Here is a 15373-nt window from a genome sequence, read left to right as displayed (position 1 = left end):
TTTCCATAAACGTTACAAAGATAGAATTTTAAACATTTATAGAAGCTAAAGCCTTGTACTAAAGTACATAGTTTTAACTAGCGAACTTGAAAAATAAAGTATGCTTCTGAATATTTTGCAAATAATAATGTCAAAGAACTCCTATGTAATTTAATTAGAACTTAACAGCCCTGGTCTTATACGGGGTGGATATAGAAAAAGAAAGGTTAGAACCTACACTGATAGGAACTAACCTTCTATTTTAATCAGAAATGAGTTTCAGAATAACTTACGATTTACTAGAGACGGATTAGTTGTGATATACCATGCTTGACATTTTGTAATCCGGCATTCTCCTTTTTCTATTTCCCAGAGTAACCCTCTTTTCTCTAATTCCCTCTTGTATCGGCAAATGCATTTCTGAGGAATATCAGTCGCTTCTGAAACCATAGAAGCTGTAGCTAAATGGTTTTTCCAATAATAAAATACCTTTTTTAATTGAGAATGATGCTTCTCATTACCTAAATCGAATAAATAATATAAATTCATTTTTACAATAAAATAAAATTAAACAATAAGGCAATGCATTGACTTTTAATTGAAATTTCATTGCAAACATCTATATTTCTATTTCTATAAAAGGGTAGCTTGTGGGAACGGTTACCTCTAAGGTTACCTTTTTCGCCTATTTTTGAAGAAGAATATTATCTATATCTTTATATCCTTTTGGTTTATTACTGTATCCTTGGTTTATTTCACTCATATCCTTCTTCATTGTCTTAGTATTAGGTATACTGTTTTTTATCCGAAAACAGTATTCAGTAATACTCCAAATATTTTTATCTATATCTGAAAATGTATTATAAATCAGATAAGCTAGCAAGATTTGACTTTTTAGCCATATTATAGGTGTAAAGGGTTTATCAGATTCTGGTATATCTTTTCCTGAAAATGTATATGAGAAATGACTTTGCTTTGTATTTGAAGATATAAATCCTTTGTTCTTGAAATCCTGATATAGTTTTAAAAGTTCGTTATCTGTGAATTCTCTCGTAAAATAAAAAGTGCTAATAGTATCTTCTTCTGTAATCTGATTTCTATTAAATAACAGTCGATTTGGATTTTGAGGCTCTTTGTCAGACAGTTACAAAGAGTGAATTTTGACGAGGTAACGAGTTGGTAACGGTTCTTTTAACTGGTCTTTACTTCATTTTGCATCTTTACCTAATAACTCTTATACAAAGATATATTTTTTAGATTCATTCTCCTCATAATATATAGAAAATAATCGACCGAGCTTACCCTTTATCCTTACATTCTTGTTTTACAGGCTCCATGTGAATCATTACATGGGCATCCGGACCGTATTGTTCCCGGAGTTTCCTCTCTATCTCTGTTATTTTCCTGTGGGTCTCTTCGAGGGTTGTATCGCCATCCATACGGATATGGAATTCTATGGCGCAACCGTTCCCTATTTTTCGGGTATATAGATTATGTAAGCCGCTCACTCCGTCGAACGAGCCGACAATTTTGCGGATTTCGCTCTCGGTCGCTGCCGGTAGCGACTTTTCCATCAACTCGTCAATGGCCGGTTTCATCAGCTGAACGGACGTCCTGATAATGAAAACACTTACCACAACGGCGGCAACCGGATCTAATACCGTCCATTTCTGACCAAGGAATACCGCCCCGCCAATGCCAACGGCCGTACCAATAGAAGATAGTGCGTCGCTGCGGTGATGCCATGCGTTGGCAACGACAACATCCGATTTCAGTTTCCGTCCCTGAATGACAGTATAGCGATATAATACCTCTTTCAAGATTATTGAGACTATAGCCGCCCAGAAAGCGATCATTCCGGGACTTTCAAGAGTCGCACCCTTGATTACCGCAATGATGTCTTTTGTACCGTTGTAGGCTATCATCGCGCCAACAAGAAGCAGGATGAACCCAATCATAAGTGTTGCCAGCGTCTCGAATTTACCGTGCCCGTATTTGTGTTCCTCGTCTTTGGGTTTGCTGGATATCTTAACGAAAACGATTACGATGATATCAGTCACGAAATCCGAAAGTGAATGTACCGCGTCGGCTATCATTGCCGCACTCCGCCCCAAGATACCGGCAGTGAATTTACCAAGTACCAGCAGCAGGTTTATAATACTACCGACAACGGTTACCTTATAAATGCCCCTTTCGCGCTCTTTTTTTGTAAAATTATCCATCTTCGATATAATTCCGAAACCTATCCGAACCACTCTTTAAACTCGCTCACCCGTGCTTTTGTTACCAGTATTTTATCTTTTGTGGGTACAATAAGATTAACCGATAGCCGTCCGTTGAACCAGAAATCAATATCCATAACCGCATCCTTAGCAATAATGTACTGTCTGTTGGCACGGAAGAAAACGTTGGGATTTAAACATTCAATCAGTTCTTCGAGCGTATGCGGGATAATATAAGATTCGTTGTTTTTAGAAATAGCCTTTACTACACCGCTATCAATATAAAAACAGGCAATGGATTCAGTAGGCAACGGTAAAAGTTTGGTGCCCTTATTGGGAATGAGGAAATAGTTTTTATATTGTTTCTGCTCGTTCATAGACTTTATCAGTTGCGACAACGAGTGGTTGTCGTCCTGCTTTTTATCAGTCAGCAAAGCCAGTTTGTCCATAGCTCTTTTTATATCTTTCTCGCCGATGGGTTTTAATAGATAATCGATACTGTTTACTTTGAAGGCTTTTAGCGCGTATTCGTCATAAGCAGTGGTGAAAATAACGGGACAGGTTATCCGGATGTGTTCAAATATCTCGAAGGCAGAACCGTCGGCCAGGTGTATATCCATAAAGATAAGGTCGGGCATAGGGTTATCCCGTAGCCATTTGATACTCTCGATGATAGAATCAGTTATGCCTATTATCTTACATTGAGAAGCCACATCGGCCAGTAAAACTTTCAGGTTATTTACAGCAGCCTTTTCGTCTTCAATTATCAGGGTTCTCATGGTGGTTAGGGTTTATTAAAGGGATGCTGACACAAAACAGATTGTCTGTGTTATCAATCGTTATTTTTTTACCAAAAAGCAAACGATAGCGTTTAACCAGATTATCCAGCCCTATTCCTGTACCTGTACTGCTTGTTAACTTGGGCTGAATCCGGTTGCATACATGTAGCATACCGTCGGCGGTTGTTCTTACATTTACTTTCAGCGGATGGCGGTTGCTGATTTCGTTATGCTTAACGGCGTTTTCAATTAAAACCTGCAACGACATGGGAGGGAGCAGGTAGTTGTTGAATCTTTTATCCACTTCAAATTCGAAGGTTAGGGTATCCTCATAGCGCATTTCGAGCAGGAAAGTATACCCTTCGATAAATTCGAGCTCTTCGGAAAGCGTGGTTTTCTGCGAGTCGTTTTCCTGAAGCATGTAACGAAGGACATTGGAGAGTTCCTGTGTATAATTCTGTGCTTTTGCGGGTTCTTCGCGTATCAGCGACCGTAGGGTATTGAGGGAGTTGAAAAGCATGTGCGGATTGAGCTGGCTTTTGAGCGATTCGTATTGGCTGAGGATATTTTCGAGCTTTAGTTGCTGGTTCTCCAGAAGTATTTTTTGCTGCCTGCGGGTAATGTAAATAATGTAACAGCTACCTGTTACCACTCCCGAGATAATGAAGTCGCGGATAGGGTGTAAGTAGTGATGTGCCGTGGATTGTACGGCCAGTATATCGAACGTTTTGTGTAAATGATAAAACGCATTACTTATCAGGGTACTTACCAGCCAGCATAAAAGAAAAGAAAGTATAAACTTTTGCCAGCCTATTTTTGAGGTTGTTTTATTGAAGCAGAAAACAACTGTATTTAACCAGAAAAGGAAAAGAAGAGCCAGAAAGGAAAAGAAAATCTCATTGACTACTTCCAATGTCTGAATACCGGGAAAAACATTATGGTTTTCAAGATTGCCCAGCAAATCTATAATTTCAGGTATATGGATAAGGAAGCTGACTGCCACCGATATAATAACCAGCGACAGTTTGTATCTGTTTCCGTATTTCTTTCCATCATCGTTCATAAACAACAAAAGTAGTTATTTTTACAGAATTGAAGATGCGCCTCGGCATAGTTCAAATAAGTTTGATGCCTCACCCGGCTTTTACTCTATTTGTACAATCCTTGCATTAATGTACATTCCGGGACGAAATAATTCGTTGTTCTCCATCACTTTGGCATATACTTCGAGGGAGCGGTTGATGTTATCCACCGACTGTCCTACCGAAATAATCTCACCGCCAAACTTTTCGTCACCCATACCATTAACTCTGAACTCGATGCTATTGCCCACCTTTATTTTATTTAGGTCTTTTTCATAAGCTGTCAGTTTGATAAGCGTATTGCTTTTATCAATGATTTCGCACAAGGCTTCGCCTGCTGCGATGTGTTTACCTATATTCATTTGAAGGTTGGATATATAACCGCTTATAGGTGCCTGCACTTCGAGCAGGGAAAGTATGCCTTTTGTATGGAGTGCCTGCGGTGATACACCCAACATGGTGAGCTGTGCGGCGGCGGCATCCTTCCGGCTTTTCATAGAAAGGTAATCGGCTTTGCTCTGCTGAAATTTCTTTTGCGAGGCGGCTTCTTCTTTTGCGAGTATTTCCTGTCGTTTGTATTCTGTTTCCAGATATTCGCATTGGGCGAATGCATCCAGATAATTTTGTTGCAAGTTTATAAATTCAGGATTTTCAAGCGTAGCCAACAGTTCGCCTTTGCGTACATATTTACCCGGCAGCAATGACGTGTTTTTCACAATACCGTCGATAGACAGGGTAACGGATGCCTGCCGTTGTGGGGAAAGAACAAAAGTGCCGTTAAATGCAGCATCTCTAGCCAGCGATGTGGCAGAGGTTACAGCATCAACCTTTACCGTGTCTTTTGTTTCCAGTTCAACCTGTTCTGTATCAGGTTTCGATTCGTCCGCTTTTTCCGGATTCTCATTTTTCAGGTTGCTGCATCCCATCATCAATAGAAGGGTGGCAACTGTTATATAAATAGCTTTCATCATTTACTTTATTTGTTGTTATATAATTCGTATTCTAAAGCCGATACATTGTATTGGTATATCATTTCGATATAAGACTGTTTAATATCCAATGCACTGTTCATACTTTGTATAAAAACGCTTATATCCGTTTCGCTATGTTTCAGCTGTAATTCGGAAGAGCGAATCATGGCATCGGCTTCAGGCAATGCCGAGCTTTCAAAAAAGCGGATACTTTCATCATACTTACGCAGATCGGCTTTCAGTTCGTATACTTTGTTACTAAGCTGCCGGATATTGCCTTCAGCTTCATATTTTGCGATGTAAGCATCGTATTTTGCCTGTTTCACACGGCTGGATTGCGCATTGAACACAAGTGGGATGGATATGCCGACAGTCCACGAGTTCAGACCCTTGTCGGGTAGGATATTCTGCCGCTGATATCCCACGGAAAATTCAGGGAAGAAGCGGCTTTTCTCTACTTTCACCTGCGCTTCGGATTCGGATACCTTACTATTGAAATAAGAAAGATGGACAGAGGATAAGTCTGTTGTCATCATACCTACATCGTATTTACTCAAAAGGGTATCAGCCGGAATTACCGTATTTTCGGCATAACATATCCATTGTAGGCGGGCAGCGGCAACCTTGAATTCTTCTTCGGCCTGAAATACTTTATTTTTCATGGAAGCAGCCTGTGCAGAAGACATATTCTTTTCCAGCAGGGTAATTTCTCCCTGTTTATAACGCAGGTCGCCAGTTCGGAGAAGGATTTCGGCTAGTTTGCTTTGCTCATTCAGCAGTTGTTTTTTATGGTAGGTGTATTGGTAATAAGCCCATGTACGTTTGGCTTCGGCGACTATTTCTTTCTCTACCATGTCGCGGTAGTAGGTACTGGTATTTACCTGATGTTTTACCAATGCGTTTTTGTAAAAAGGGGTAACGATTGAGCCTACGGATTGAGAGACATTAAATTGCCGGTCATCCCGGTTGGTACTGTTAAGCTGTCCCCATGAATAATCGAAAGAAGTAGCTCCCAAATCCCATGATTCTCCTTTGGCTGCTTTGCTCCGGTCGATGGACGCTGTAGCGGATTTCAACCGCGGATTGTTTTCTTTTGCCATTTTTATCACTTCATCCAGTGTAACGGTCTGTTGTGCATGCATTTGTGCAGGTATAATCATTAATAATGCTAAAAGTCCGGTAAAAGTAATCAGTTTACTTTTTTTCCATCTCCGCCTATATACGGAGAATACGCCTATCAGGTGATAGAACACGGGAATGATTATCAGTGTGAGGAATGTTGAAACCAATAATCCTCCGATAACAACCGTTGCCAGCGGACGTTGTACTTCGGCTCCTGCTGAAGTAGCAATAGCCATTGGTACAAAACCGAGTGAAGCGACTAATCCGGTAAGGAATACCGGGCGGAGCAGATGCGGGGTTCCTTTCTTTATTATTTTATCTGTTGCCATTTTGTAAGTTGTACTTTTCGATAAGGCTTTGAAATGATTCAACATAAGAATACCGTTCAGCACAGATACGCCAAACAAAGCAATGAATCCTACACCTGCCGATATGCTGAACGGCAACCCTCTTATCCACAGGGCAAGCACACCACCTATCATGGATAGGGGCACGGTACTGAAAACCACGAGTGTATAAGTAAGGCTGCGGAAAGCAAAGAACAGGAGTAACAAAATCAGCAGTAAAGCAATAGGGATTACTACTAGCAGAGTGTTGATCGCATTTTGAAGGTTTTCGAATTGTCCGCCGTATTCAAAGTAATAACCGGGTTCAAGTTTTATATTTTCATCCAGCACAGTTTGGATTCTTCCTACTACCTGCTGTATATCGGCATCACGCACATTGACACCTATTACAATCCGCCGCTTGGTAGCATCACGGTTGATTTGCAGGGGGCCGCTGATCAGCTCTACTTGTGCCAATTCGGTAACGGGTATCTGTATGCCGTCGGTTGTGCGAATGAAAAACTTATTGAGGTTAAAGTCCTCCACTTTTTGTTGGTCGAGGCGGACTACTAAGTCAAAACGTCGCTCATTTTCAAATACCGTTCCGGCTATTTCTCCGGCATAGGATGTACGGATGATATTGTTGAGTTCTTCCACATCTACACCGTAACGGGCGAGTTTGCTGCGGTCGTAATTCACTACCAACTGCGGCAATCCCATGGCTTGTTCTACGATTACATCGTCGGCACCGGGTACTTGTTCAATGTATTTGGAGGCTTCCCGTGCTTTGGAGTAAAGCTCTTCCATATCTTCACCATAAAGTTTAATGGCAATATCGGCTTTGGCTCCGGTCATCAGTTCGTTGAAACGTAATTGAATAGGCTGGCTGAAATTGAATTCTACATCGGGAATGGTGTCGAGGGCGGCTTTCATCTTCTCTACCATTTCGGCACGGGAAGAGGCGCTTGTCCATTCCTTGAAAGGTTTCATCACAATCATAATGTCGGCATCTTCTATTGCCATGGGGTCGGTGGGCACTTCGGCCGTACCTATCTTGGCAACTACGTGCTTTATCTCGGGGAAGTGGTTCATGAGTATCTTTTCAGCCTCGTCGGACGCTTCGATGCTACGGGTGAGCGAGCTTCCGGCAGGCAGGGTCATCTGCATGGCAAAGTCGCCCTCGTCCAATGTGGGGATAAATTCAGCTCCGAGTTTGGTAAATAACAGGATGCTACCACCCAATGCAAGAAAGGCAACGGCTATGGTGGTAAGGCTGAACCGCAGGCATTGTTGCAGCAGCTTGCGATACCATTTGTTCAACCAATCGAAAAAGCGGTCGGCAAAGGTGCGTGTCTGTTTTATGGTTTTTTTCAGGAACATTGATGCCATCATGGGCACGTATGTAAGGGATAAAATCAACGCGCCGATAATGCAAAACACAAGCGTTTGCGCCATCGGGGTGAAATATTTGCCTTCAATGCCTTGCAGCATCAGTATGGGAAAGAATACCAGAAGTATAATCAATACGGCAAAGGTGGCGGAATGTACTACACCGTGTGTACCGTTGGCTATTTCGTTATCCATGTCTTTCGGAGAGAGCTTCTTGCCATAAAATTGTTTCGTATAGAGATGGGCAAGTATTCCTTCGACTATCACAATGGAACCGTCGACCACAATACCAAAGTCTATCGCCCCGAGGCTCATCAGGTTGGCTGATACACCGAAGAGGCGCATCATTATAAAGCCGAAGAGCATCGAAAGGGGAATTACAGATGCTACGATAAGACCTGCCCGCACATTGCCGAGGAAGATTATCAATACGATAAAAACGATTAAAGCACCTTCTACAAGATTGCGGATAACGGTTGATATGTTACGGTTGACAAGTTCGGAACGGTTGAGGTAGGGTTCTATGCTCACTCCTTCGGGAAGCATCTTCTGCACCAGTTCCACTCTTTTCTCGAGTTCGGCGGTCACAACATTGGCGTTGGCTCCTTTGAGCATCATGGCAATGCCGCCTACGCATTCGCCCTGTCCGTCTTTCGTCATAGCACCAAAGCGTTTGGGCGAGCCGTAGCGCACGGTGCCGATGTCGTCGATATGTATCGGGATGCCGCCACGGTTGGTTATCACGACTTGTTCTATATCGGTAAGGGTTTTTATCATTCCCTCGGAACGGATGTAGTAGGCTTTGCTATCTTTTTCGATATAGCTTCCTCCGGTATTCTGGTTGTTTTTGTGGAGGGCTTCGAATACTTCGCTGATGGTAATGTTGAGGGAATAAAGGGCGTCGGGGTCTACGGCTACTTCGTATTGTTTGAGGTATCCGCCGAAACTGTTGATTTCGACTATGCCGGGGATACCGGAAAGCTGGCGTTTGACAATCCAGTCCTGAATGGTGCGCAGTTCCATGGCATCGTACCTGTCTTCATAGCCGGGAGCAACTTCGAGCACGTACTGGTAGATTTCGCCCAGTCCGGTGGTGATAGGCATCAATTCGGGCACACCTAGTTCGGAAGGTATTTCGCCGGATACGGTTTGTATCTGTTCGTTAATCAGTTGGCGAGCATCGAGGGTGGGCACGTTCTCCTTGAAGACGACCGTCACCAATGAAAGTCCGAATCGGGATACGGAACGTATTTCTACTACATTCATAATGTTGCTCATTGCCACTTCGATAGGGAAGGTAATGAGCTGTTCTACTTCCTGAGGTGCCAGCGTGGGCGAAACGGTTACGATTTGTACCTGGTTGTTGGTAATATCGGGAACGGCATCTACGGGCAGGGTTAGCATGGCGTAGATGCCTGCGACAAGTAGTATTAATGTCATAAAGCCGACAAAGAGTTTCCTCTTTACCGAAAACCGGATGATTTTATCGAACATACAAATTGTTGTTAATAATTTGCATGCAAAGGTATTGGCATAAGAAGCTCAACCGAACTGTTATGTGGGTGAAGTGGCCGGATTGGGGGCTGAATTCGCTTATTTTAAGGTTGGATTTTCAATGTGATAATTAAATAAAATAATAAAATGCCTTCGTTATAGTATATTTATAACAAAGGCATTTTGTTTATAATAAGTATTTCACATTTATTTTCCTCCCCTATATCCTTTACCTGTCTGGCCTTTATTTGAATTGCTACCGGGAGAGGTTCCATTTGTGCATCCTGTACACACACCCGAACTATTTACAGAACCTTTATTTCCTTTTTGCTGACCTCTTTTTCCGCTGTTTGTATTTTGTCCTTGTTTCCCTTTCTGCTGGTATTTATTACCTTGTCCCGGATTTGAGGAGATGATTTCCTGATAAGTGGTTCCATCTAATATTGAAGGTGTATAGTTACTTCCTAATAATGTAATTTGTCGTACTACAGCCTTGAAGTGATTTGTAGAACTTTTCAACAAATTAGAAACGATAATTTTGATATTCGGGTTTGATATATTTTCTAGAACATTATTATAAGCAACAATATTTTCCTCTTCCAACCGGGCAGTTGCCGTATAAGCATTTTCCATAGTATTGCCCATAGCAAGCAGTTCATTATACCGGCTTTGCCTGTATTCATCAGCAAATACTCCATCAGGACTTAGTGCAGGATATTCTATTTCATAATAATCCAGAAGTCTCTCAATGGTAGTTATATGTGTTGCTTCGGCAGTACCGATTCTGGAAAATTGTACGGCTGTAGGATAGAGTGATGAAAATGCAAAGTTCAGGTCGCGAGACATTTTTTCATCTTCCCTCAATACGTATAAAAACTCTATTTCGTCAGCCGTTAAAGGAGATGTTGCGTCTAATACCGGACAAATATTGTCCACTATAAAAGAAGAAATTCCTTCATCAGTAACCTTTAGAAGGCTTACCGGTTCTGAATTGCCGGTTCCCGTATTATCATCGAAATCATTTTCGCTACTGCATGAAAACAACATAAATGAAAATACCATAAATAAAAATGCAAATAATTTGTTATTAGTATTCATGTTTTTTAGTTTTTAAAGAGTGAATGAGTTGATAAATCTATTTATTAACCGCATAAAATAGGATATACCCTACCTGCCTGATTAAATAAGGATGCCACCTTGAATTAAAGTGGCATCCCTGTTATTAGTATCGTATATCTTATTTTTTCTGACCTTTCTTTTGTCCCGTTCCATCTTGGGGTTTAGTACCTACCGGTGTTCCCGTTCCTTTACAATTACCAGTACAAGTCCCATTTTCAAAATTGTCGCAAACTCCATTTTTATTTACATCAATAAAATTGACGCATGTTTTGTTAGTACCCGGAAGAAGAACACATGGTCTTTCTTTGTTCGGCTTTTGAGTTTGATTTTTACCTTTTCCGTTCCCGTTTCCATTTTGTGCAGATGCAACTCCCATTGACAAAACAATGGCTAAGGCTGTCATGAATAGTTTTGTTTTCATTTTTTCTCTTTTTGATTAATAAATAGTATCATATTTAGAAATATGAAATGTTTTATTTATTAACCGCACGAACATAATCTTACCCTACCTGCTTTAAAATAAAATTTCAAGAAAAATCATGGGAGTGAACGGAGCCGCTTTTGTATAAACGTTTGTAACGTCTTTTTTGTCAGAAAATATATAACTGTATTTTGTGTTTTCATTATTCAAAACATTCAATACGGACACACCTGCCCGCAACCGGCAGGCTTTAAAGCCGTGATTATAGGTAACTCCAACATCAAGCCGGTGATAATCCTTATCGGATTCCTGAACTGTGTTGTTTCCCTGCCCTGTACCTTGTCCACCTTTAAACGCGGGAGAAAATCCAGTCCCCAAAATGTAATTTGCCGATAGGGTAAATCTCTCGATAGAGAAAATGCTTCCCAACTTAAGCTCATGTCCGGTTTCATCTTTTCGCTCCGATATATTACAAAGGGAATAGGAACCGAAAAGAGAAACATGGTTGAACTCTTTTTTCAGGAACAGATCTACGCCTGTAATATCTACATCCGTCTTGTAAGGGTCTTTTGACAAACGGATTATATTACTGTTTTTCTTGTAATATCCTTCGAGGCTGATTAGAAATCCGTTTTTACTGAATGCCAAACCTGCAAGGGTATGCATCGCGGACATTATACTATCTTTATTTATTTTCCATACAAAATCGGTATACTCATCGGTTTGTACCGGGCTGCGGGAAATGTACTGGCGATACAGCCCCCACGAAGCTGTCGCTGTTATTGATTCAGAAAAAGCATACCTCCCTGAAAAACGAGGTTGGACATATACTTTATTGTTTGCAAAATCAGTCCGTATACTTCCGTCCAAAGAGAATTTACCCCAGGAAAATTTGTCCAAAAGATATATTGAGGGTACGGTAAAATTATTTTTTACTTCATTTACCTTGTCTTTATAAAGAAGAATTTCCCCACCTGCCTCAATTTGCTGATGTTTACCCCAGTTAAAGGTGTGGTTCAAATCTATTCCGGCTTCTTCTATTTTGTTCTTTGTCGAAATGCATATTTCAGGTTCAGACTGGTTTCCCTGAAGCCTCGTAATACGGTCGTTTTGGGTGTTTAACTGAGAATATTTTACCTTCAGCCGGGATGATGACGAATTGTCCCATACTTTGTTATACATAGCGCTTCCGGCATATTGGTGGTTGTTTTGCGAAGCACTCAGGTCATATTTATCTTCTTTCGAAACCGAATAATCGAAATCATCATTTGAAGTATAAAGTGATATATGGTAATTATCGTTACCTGAAGTATTTCCAATATATTTCAGGTTGATGTCATTGAATTTATAGTCGGGAGACAAGTAAATTTCACTTATATCTTGCTGGGGTTTATTATTACCATTTCCTTTACCTTGTCCATTGCTTTTGTTGGTACTGTTTTTGCCATACGGATTCAATTCTTCTACATCGTACAGGTTATAAAATGTCTGCCTGTAAGACGCCATCAGAACTGAACTATTTGACACAGGGATAGAACCAAATACATTTGCCGTCAGGTTGCTTACTGTTGCTTTGAGGACAGGTTTATCCCGGTTTCCATCGATTCCTGTAATTTCGGCTATCGCTCCGGTCCTGTTTCCGAATGAAGCATCATAACCGCCTTTTAGTAACCTGATATCCTTTACCATGTATGGGTTAATAAAACTGATATGGTCGCTAAAACTTTTTAATCCGAAAAGAGTAAACCCGTCAAATGTAATTTTACTTTCGCCGTTATTGCCTCCCCACACTATCAGATCCTCAGATGGTTCTCCCGACGCCCTTATCCCCGGCATCATGCGAAGCAGATTGAAAACAGAATTATCTCCGCTTCCCGACATCTGCCTGGCGACAGTATGATTGAGCCTTATTTCTCCTGATGTTTTCCCCGACTGCATCATCATTGCGCTTGAAGAAGGTGATACTATCACTTCCGGCATCATTATCAGGCCGGGGCTTATATTTAATGTATGATGCCCGTGCGAAAGAATCGTATCTATACTATTGTATCCCAAATAACTGGTTTGAATACGAATTGAACTCTTATCTCCCTTGAGAAAAAAATATCCGTTTTCGTCCGTTATTATTGTTCCCTGATCAGTAGTAATGTAGGTATAAGGTAATTTTTCATCGTTTGCGCAATCTTTCACAATACCCGATATTGTATATTGCTTTTTTAGAGGAGGAATTTTTTCGATTTCTTTTTTGGGATAAATAACATACACATTTCCGGTTTTCTTGTATGCCAGTGGTTTATCTTTCAGAAGAAAGGTCATAGCATCATCAATAGATTTGAAAACTTTCTTTTCCGTAATTATATATTTTGAAACGGCCTTAGTGTCGAAAGATACCTCTATACCCAGGCTTTGAAGGACTTTATCTAAGGATTCATTGGCCACATGGACTTTTATCTCCTGTGCATAAATCACAGGAGACATACAAAACAGTAATATAAATACAATAAGAAATCTGCTCAAATCATTTCTTTATTTTAAGTTTTATACCAAAGGGTTCTTGTACAATTTGCAAAACATCTTCCGGATTATCCAGTTTTGTAAAGTTTCCACTATAAATGTAGTTAATATTTTCAGGAGCAACGATCTCAATGTTGTATTGCCTTTCGATTTCCCTGATAACATTAACCAGTGGTTCCTCATTAAACACGAACTTATTTTTTGTCCAGCTTATTTTTTGTTCTATATCCTCATTTTCTACTGATTGTAATGTGTTATTCTCAAAAACAGTTTGCATACCTTTAGTAAGTATTACCGACTGGTTACCGGCTTCAACCTTTACTCTTCCTGATAAACAAGCCACATTATATTGTCCCGTGCGCGAAAGTATATTAAAGCTTGTTCCCAGAACCGTAACAGTTTCCGAACCTGATTGTACTGCAAATCTGCTACCCTTTTGGACATCAAAATAGGCTTCTCCTTCAAGTGTTACCTCTCTTGATACTCTCCACCAAAATGGTTTGTAGGTTAATTTGCTTTCGGCATTTATTATTGTCCGGGAACCATCTGGTAAACTTAGAGTATAATGCTGTCCGCGTGGTACGGTAATATCTTTGGTATACAAGAAAGCTATAGAAGGAATAATGAGAATCAATAGAACTGCTGCAATACCAGCATATTTAAATATAGGATGTTTATATAGTGGAATTTTCTTTTTCTCATCATCTTCCAGTCCCGCAAAATTTTCCACCCAAATCTCATCTTTTGATTTAGTCCATTTGGGCTTTATTTTGATATTTTCCGTTTTCATTGTTACAAAAGTTTTGTTTTTAAAAACTGTAATGCACCTGTAATTCGTTTTTCAACTGCTTTTACACTGATACCCAACCTATCCGAGATTTCGTGATACTTCAATTCCTCATTCCGGCTCATCAGGAATGCTTCACGTTGTACTTCACCCATCTCGTTTAGCGCAGAGGAATACCTAGTTTTCAACTCTTCAAATTGCAGAATTTCCTGAGGTGATAAGTTCTCAATTCCGGTAGCAACCATGTCTTTAGCATAATCGAGCCGGGTAGAAGTTTTCCTGTATTCACTTATCACCATATCAGTTGCAATCTTGTAGAGAAGGGCTTTTATGTTTTTTGTATCAATCATATCTTTCTTTTCCCATACACGCATAAATACATCCTGAGCAATATCTGAAGCAATACTTTCGTCGGCACATCTGTAATATATATAATTACGGATGGAGTCGAAATAACTGTCGAATATGTCTTTAAATTCCGATTTTTTCAAAATCTGATTTAATTACAATTTATATGTATACCGTATGAATGGGAAGATACCCTACCGGCATACGAAAATAAATTAACGAATAATATTTGTTCGAAAATATAGAAGATAATTTTTTAAGATATTAATGTAAAAGTCAGTCTGTAATAAAATACTCAAGTACTTTTTCTATATCAGCAAAAGCTTTTGCCATCACCTCTTCGACTTTTCCTCCTACCATAGCCGCCATAGTAGCAGAATCCATCCGTGCGATATATACTTTCCCGTCATTCTTTTCATAAACAGATAAACGACAAGGCATTATTGGCGAGTAAATACGTAAAGTATCCATATCAAGTAATTGACCGGAGTAAACCGGATTACACAGCTCGAATATCTTTATAGGCAGTACTTCTTTTCCATTCTTTTTTAAAGTAGCCTGCAAATCATGGATAGCTGATATTTTCCAATCTATGTTTAAGATATGCTCTGAAAGCAATATTACTGTTTCCTCGTAGGAAAACTTACTTTCATTTTCCAAAAATAGTTGGTTGGGTGAAAATACATTCTCTTTCATAGTCTTAAAATTTAGTATTCTTATTATGTAATCATTCGGTCTGCCTCATCTTTTACAAGATTTATATAGTTTTTACCTTTGCTGAGAGAGTTAACGATAAATTAAGGAGCCATCAGTTTATGCA

General features: G+C 40.1%; 11 protein-coding genes. All 11 read right to left on the bottom strand.

The features are described from left to right. Positions 1-1277 precede the first annotated feature (1277 nt). Positions 1278-2201, bottom strand: coding sequence for a cation diffusion facilitator family transporter (locus tag D0T57_RS14360; protein WP_163274173.1), 924 nt, complete (start codon positions 2199-2201; stop codon positions 1278-1280). A gap of 20 nt (positions 2202-2221) precedes the next feature. Next, positions 2222-2980, bottom strand: a complete 759-nt coding sequence (locus tag D0T57_RS14355) for a LytTR family DNA-binding domain-containing protein (protein ID WP_163274172.1) — start codon at positions 2978-2980, stop codon at positions 2222-2224. Next, entirely contained in the window at positions 2961-4043 is a 1083-nt protein-coding gene (locus D0T57_RS14350) for a sensor histidine kinase (RefSeq protein ID WP_163274171.1), read from the bottom strand. Before D0T57_RS14350 ends, D0T57_RS14355 begins: the two co-directional genes overlap by 20 nt. A gap of 81 nt (positions 4044-4124) precedes the next feature. Continuing rightward, a complete protein-coding gene (locus tag D0T57_RS14345; protein ID WP_163274175.1) occupies positions 4125-5030 on the bottom strand; it encodes an efflux RND transporter periplasmic adaptor subunit in 906 nt (301 codons plus the stop codon). Positions 5031-5038: 8 nt separating this feature from the next. After that, the gene (locus D0T57_RS14340; RefSeq protein WP_163274170.1) at positions 5039-9364 is read right to left on the bottom strand and encodes a CusA/CzcA family heavy metal efflux RND transporter; all 4326 of its coding nucleotides are present in this window, start codon (positions 9362-9364) and stop codon (positions 5039-5041) included. Positions 9365-9571: 207 nt separating this feature from the next. Beyond that, positions 9572-10462 (bottom strand): DUF2202 domain-containing protein, encoded by an 891-nt coding sequence (locus D0T57_RS14335; RefSeq protein WP_163274169.1) that lies wholly within the window; start codon positions 10460-10462, stop codon positions 9572-9574. A gap of 139 nt (positions 10463-10601) precedes the next feature. Further along, the gene (locus tag D0T57_RS14330; RefSeq protein ID WP_163274168.1) at positions 10602-10904 is read right to left on the bottom strand and encodes a hypothetical protein; all 303 of its coding nucleotides are present in this window, start codon (positions 10902-10904) and stop codon (positions 10602-10604) included. Positions 10905-10997: 93 nt separating this feature from the next. Then, a complete protein-coding gene (locus D0T57_RS14325) occupies positions 10998-13382 on the bottom strand; it encodes a TonB-dependent receptor (protein WP_163274167.1) in 2385 nt (794 codons plus the stop codon). A gap of 40 nt (positions 13383-13422) precedes the next feature. Then, the gene (locus D0T57_RS14320) at positions 13423-14208 is read right to left on the bottom strand and encodes a FecR family protein (RefSeq protein WP_163274166.1); all 786 of its coding nucleotides are present in this window, start codon (positions 14206-14208) and stop codon (positions 13423-13425) included. Between the two features lie 2 nt (positions 14209-14210). Beyond that, positions 14211-14696, bottom strand: coding sequence for an RNA polymerase sigma factor (locus D0T57_RS14315; protein WP_185154687.1), 486 nt, complete (start codon positions 14694-14696; stop codon positions 14211-14213). A 133-nt stretch (positions 14697-14829) separates the two neighbouring features. Then, positions 14830-15249, bottom strand: a complete 420-nt coding sequence (locus D0T57_RS14310; RefSeq protein WP_163274165.1) for a DUF302 domain-containing protein — start codon at positions 15247-15249, stop codon at positions 14830-14832. Positions 15250-15373: the final 124 nt, after the last annotated feature.

It is taken from the genome of Dysgonomonas sp. 511, assembly GCF_010501105.1.
In the GTDB taxonomy this organism is placed as follows: Bacteria; Bacteroidota; Bacteroidia; order Bacteroidales; family Dysgonomonadaceae; genus Dysgonomonas.
The sequence above is the reverse complement of the archived record's forward strand: the minus strand, read 5'-3'. Positions and strand labels throughout refer to the sequence as shown.

What these genes read in the sequence shown, in the direction of transcription:
- D0T57_RS14330 (WP_163274168.1), bottom strand. Translation starts at nt 10,904, where the DNA reads ATGAAAACAAAACTATTCATGACAGCCTTAGCCATTGTTTTGTCAATG.
- D0T57_RS14350 (WP_163274171.1), bottom strand. Translation starts at nt 4,043, where the DNA reads ATGAACGATGATGGAAAGAAATACGGAAACAGATACAAACTGTCGCTG.
- D0T57_RS14355 (WP_163274172.1), bottom strand. Translation starts at nt 2,980, where the DNA reads ATGAGAACCCTGATAATTGAAGACGAAAAGGCTGCTGTAAATAACCTG.
- D0T57_RS14325 (WP_163274167.1), bottom strand. Translation starts at nt 13,382, where the DNA reads ATGTCTCCTGTGATTTATGCACAGGAGATAAAAGTCCATGTGGCCAAT.
- D0T57_RS14310 (WP_163274165.1), bottom strand. Translation starts at nt 15,249, where the DNA reads ATGAAAGAGAATGTATTTTCACCCAACCAACTATTTTTGGAAAATGAA.
- D0T57_RS14320 (WP_163274166.1), bottom strand. Translation starts at nt 14,208, where the DNA reads ATGAAAACGGAAAATATCAAAATAAAGCCCAAATGGACTAAATCAAAA.
- D0T57_RS14335 (WP_163274169.1), bottom strand. Translation starts at nt 10,462, where the DNA reads ATGAATACTAATAACAAATTATTTGCATTTTTATTTATGGTATTTTCA.
- D0T57_RS14340 (WP_163274170.1), bottom strand. Translation starts at nt 9,364, where the DNA reads ATGTTCGATAAAATCATCCGGTTTTCGGTAAAGAGGAAACTCTTTGTC.
- D0T57_RS14345 (WP_163274175.1), bottom strand. Translation starts at nt 5,030, where the DNA reads ATGAAAGCTATTTATATAACAGTTGCCACCCTTCTATTGATGATGGGA.
- D0T57_RS14360 (WP_163274173.1), bottom strand. Translation starts at nt 2,201, where the DNA reads ATGGATAATTTTACAAAAAAAGAGCGCGAAAGGGGCATTTATAAGGTA.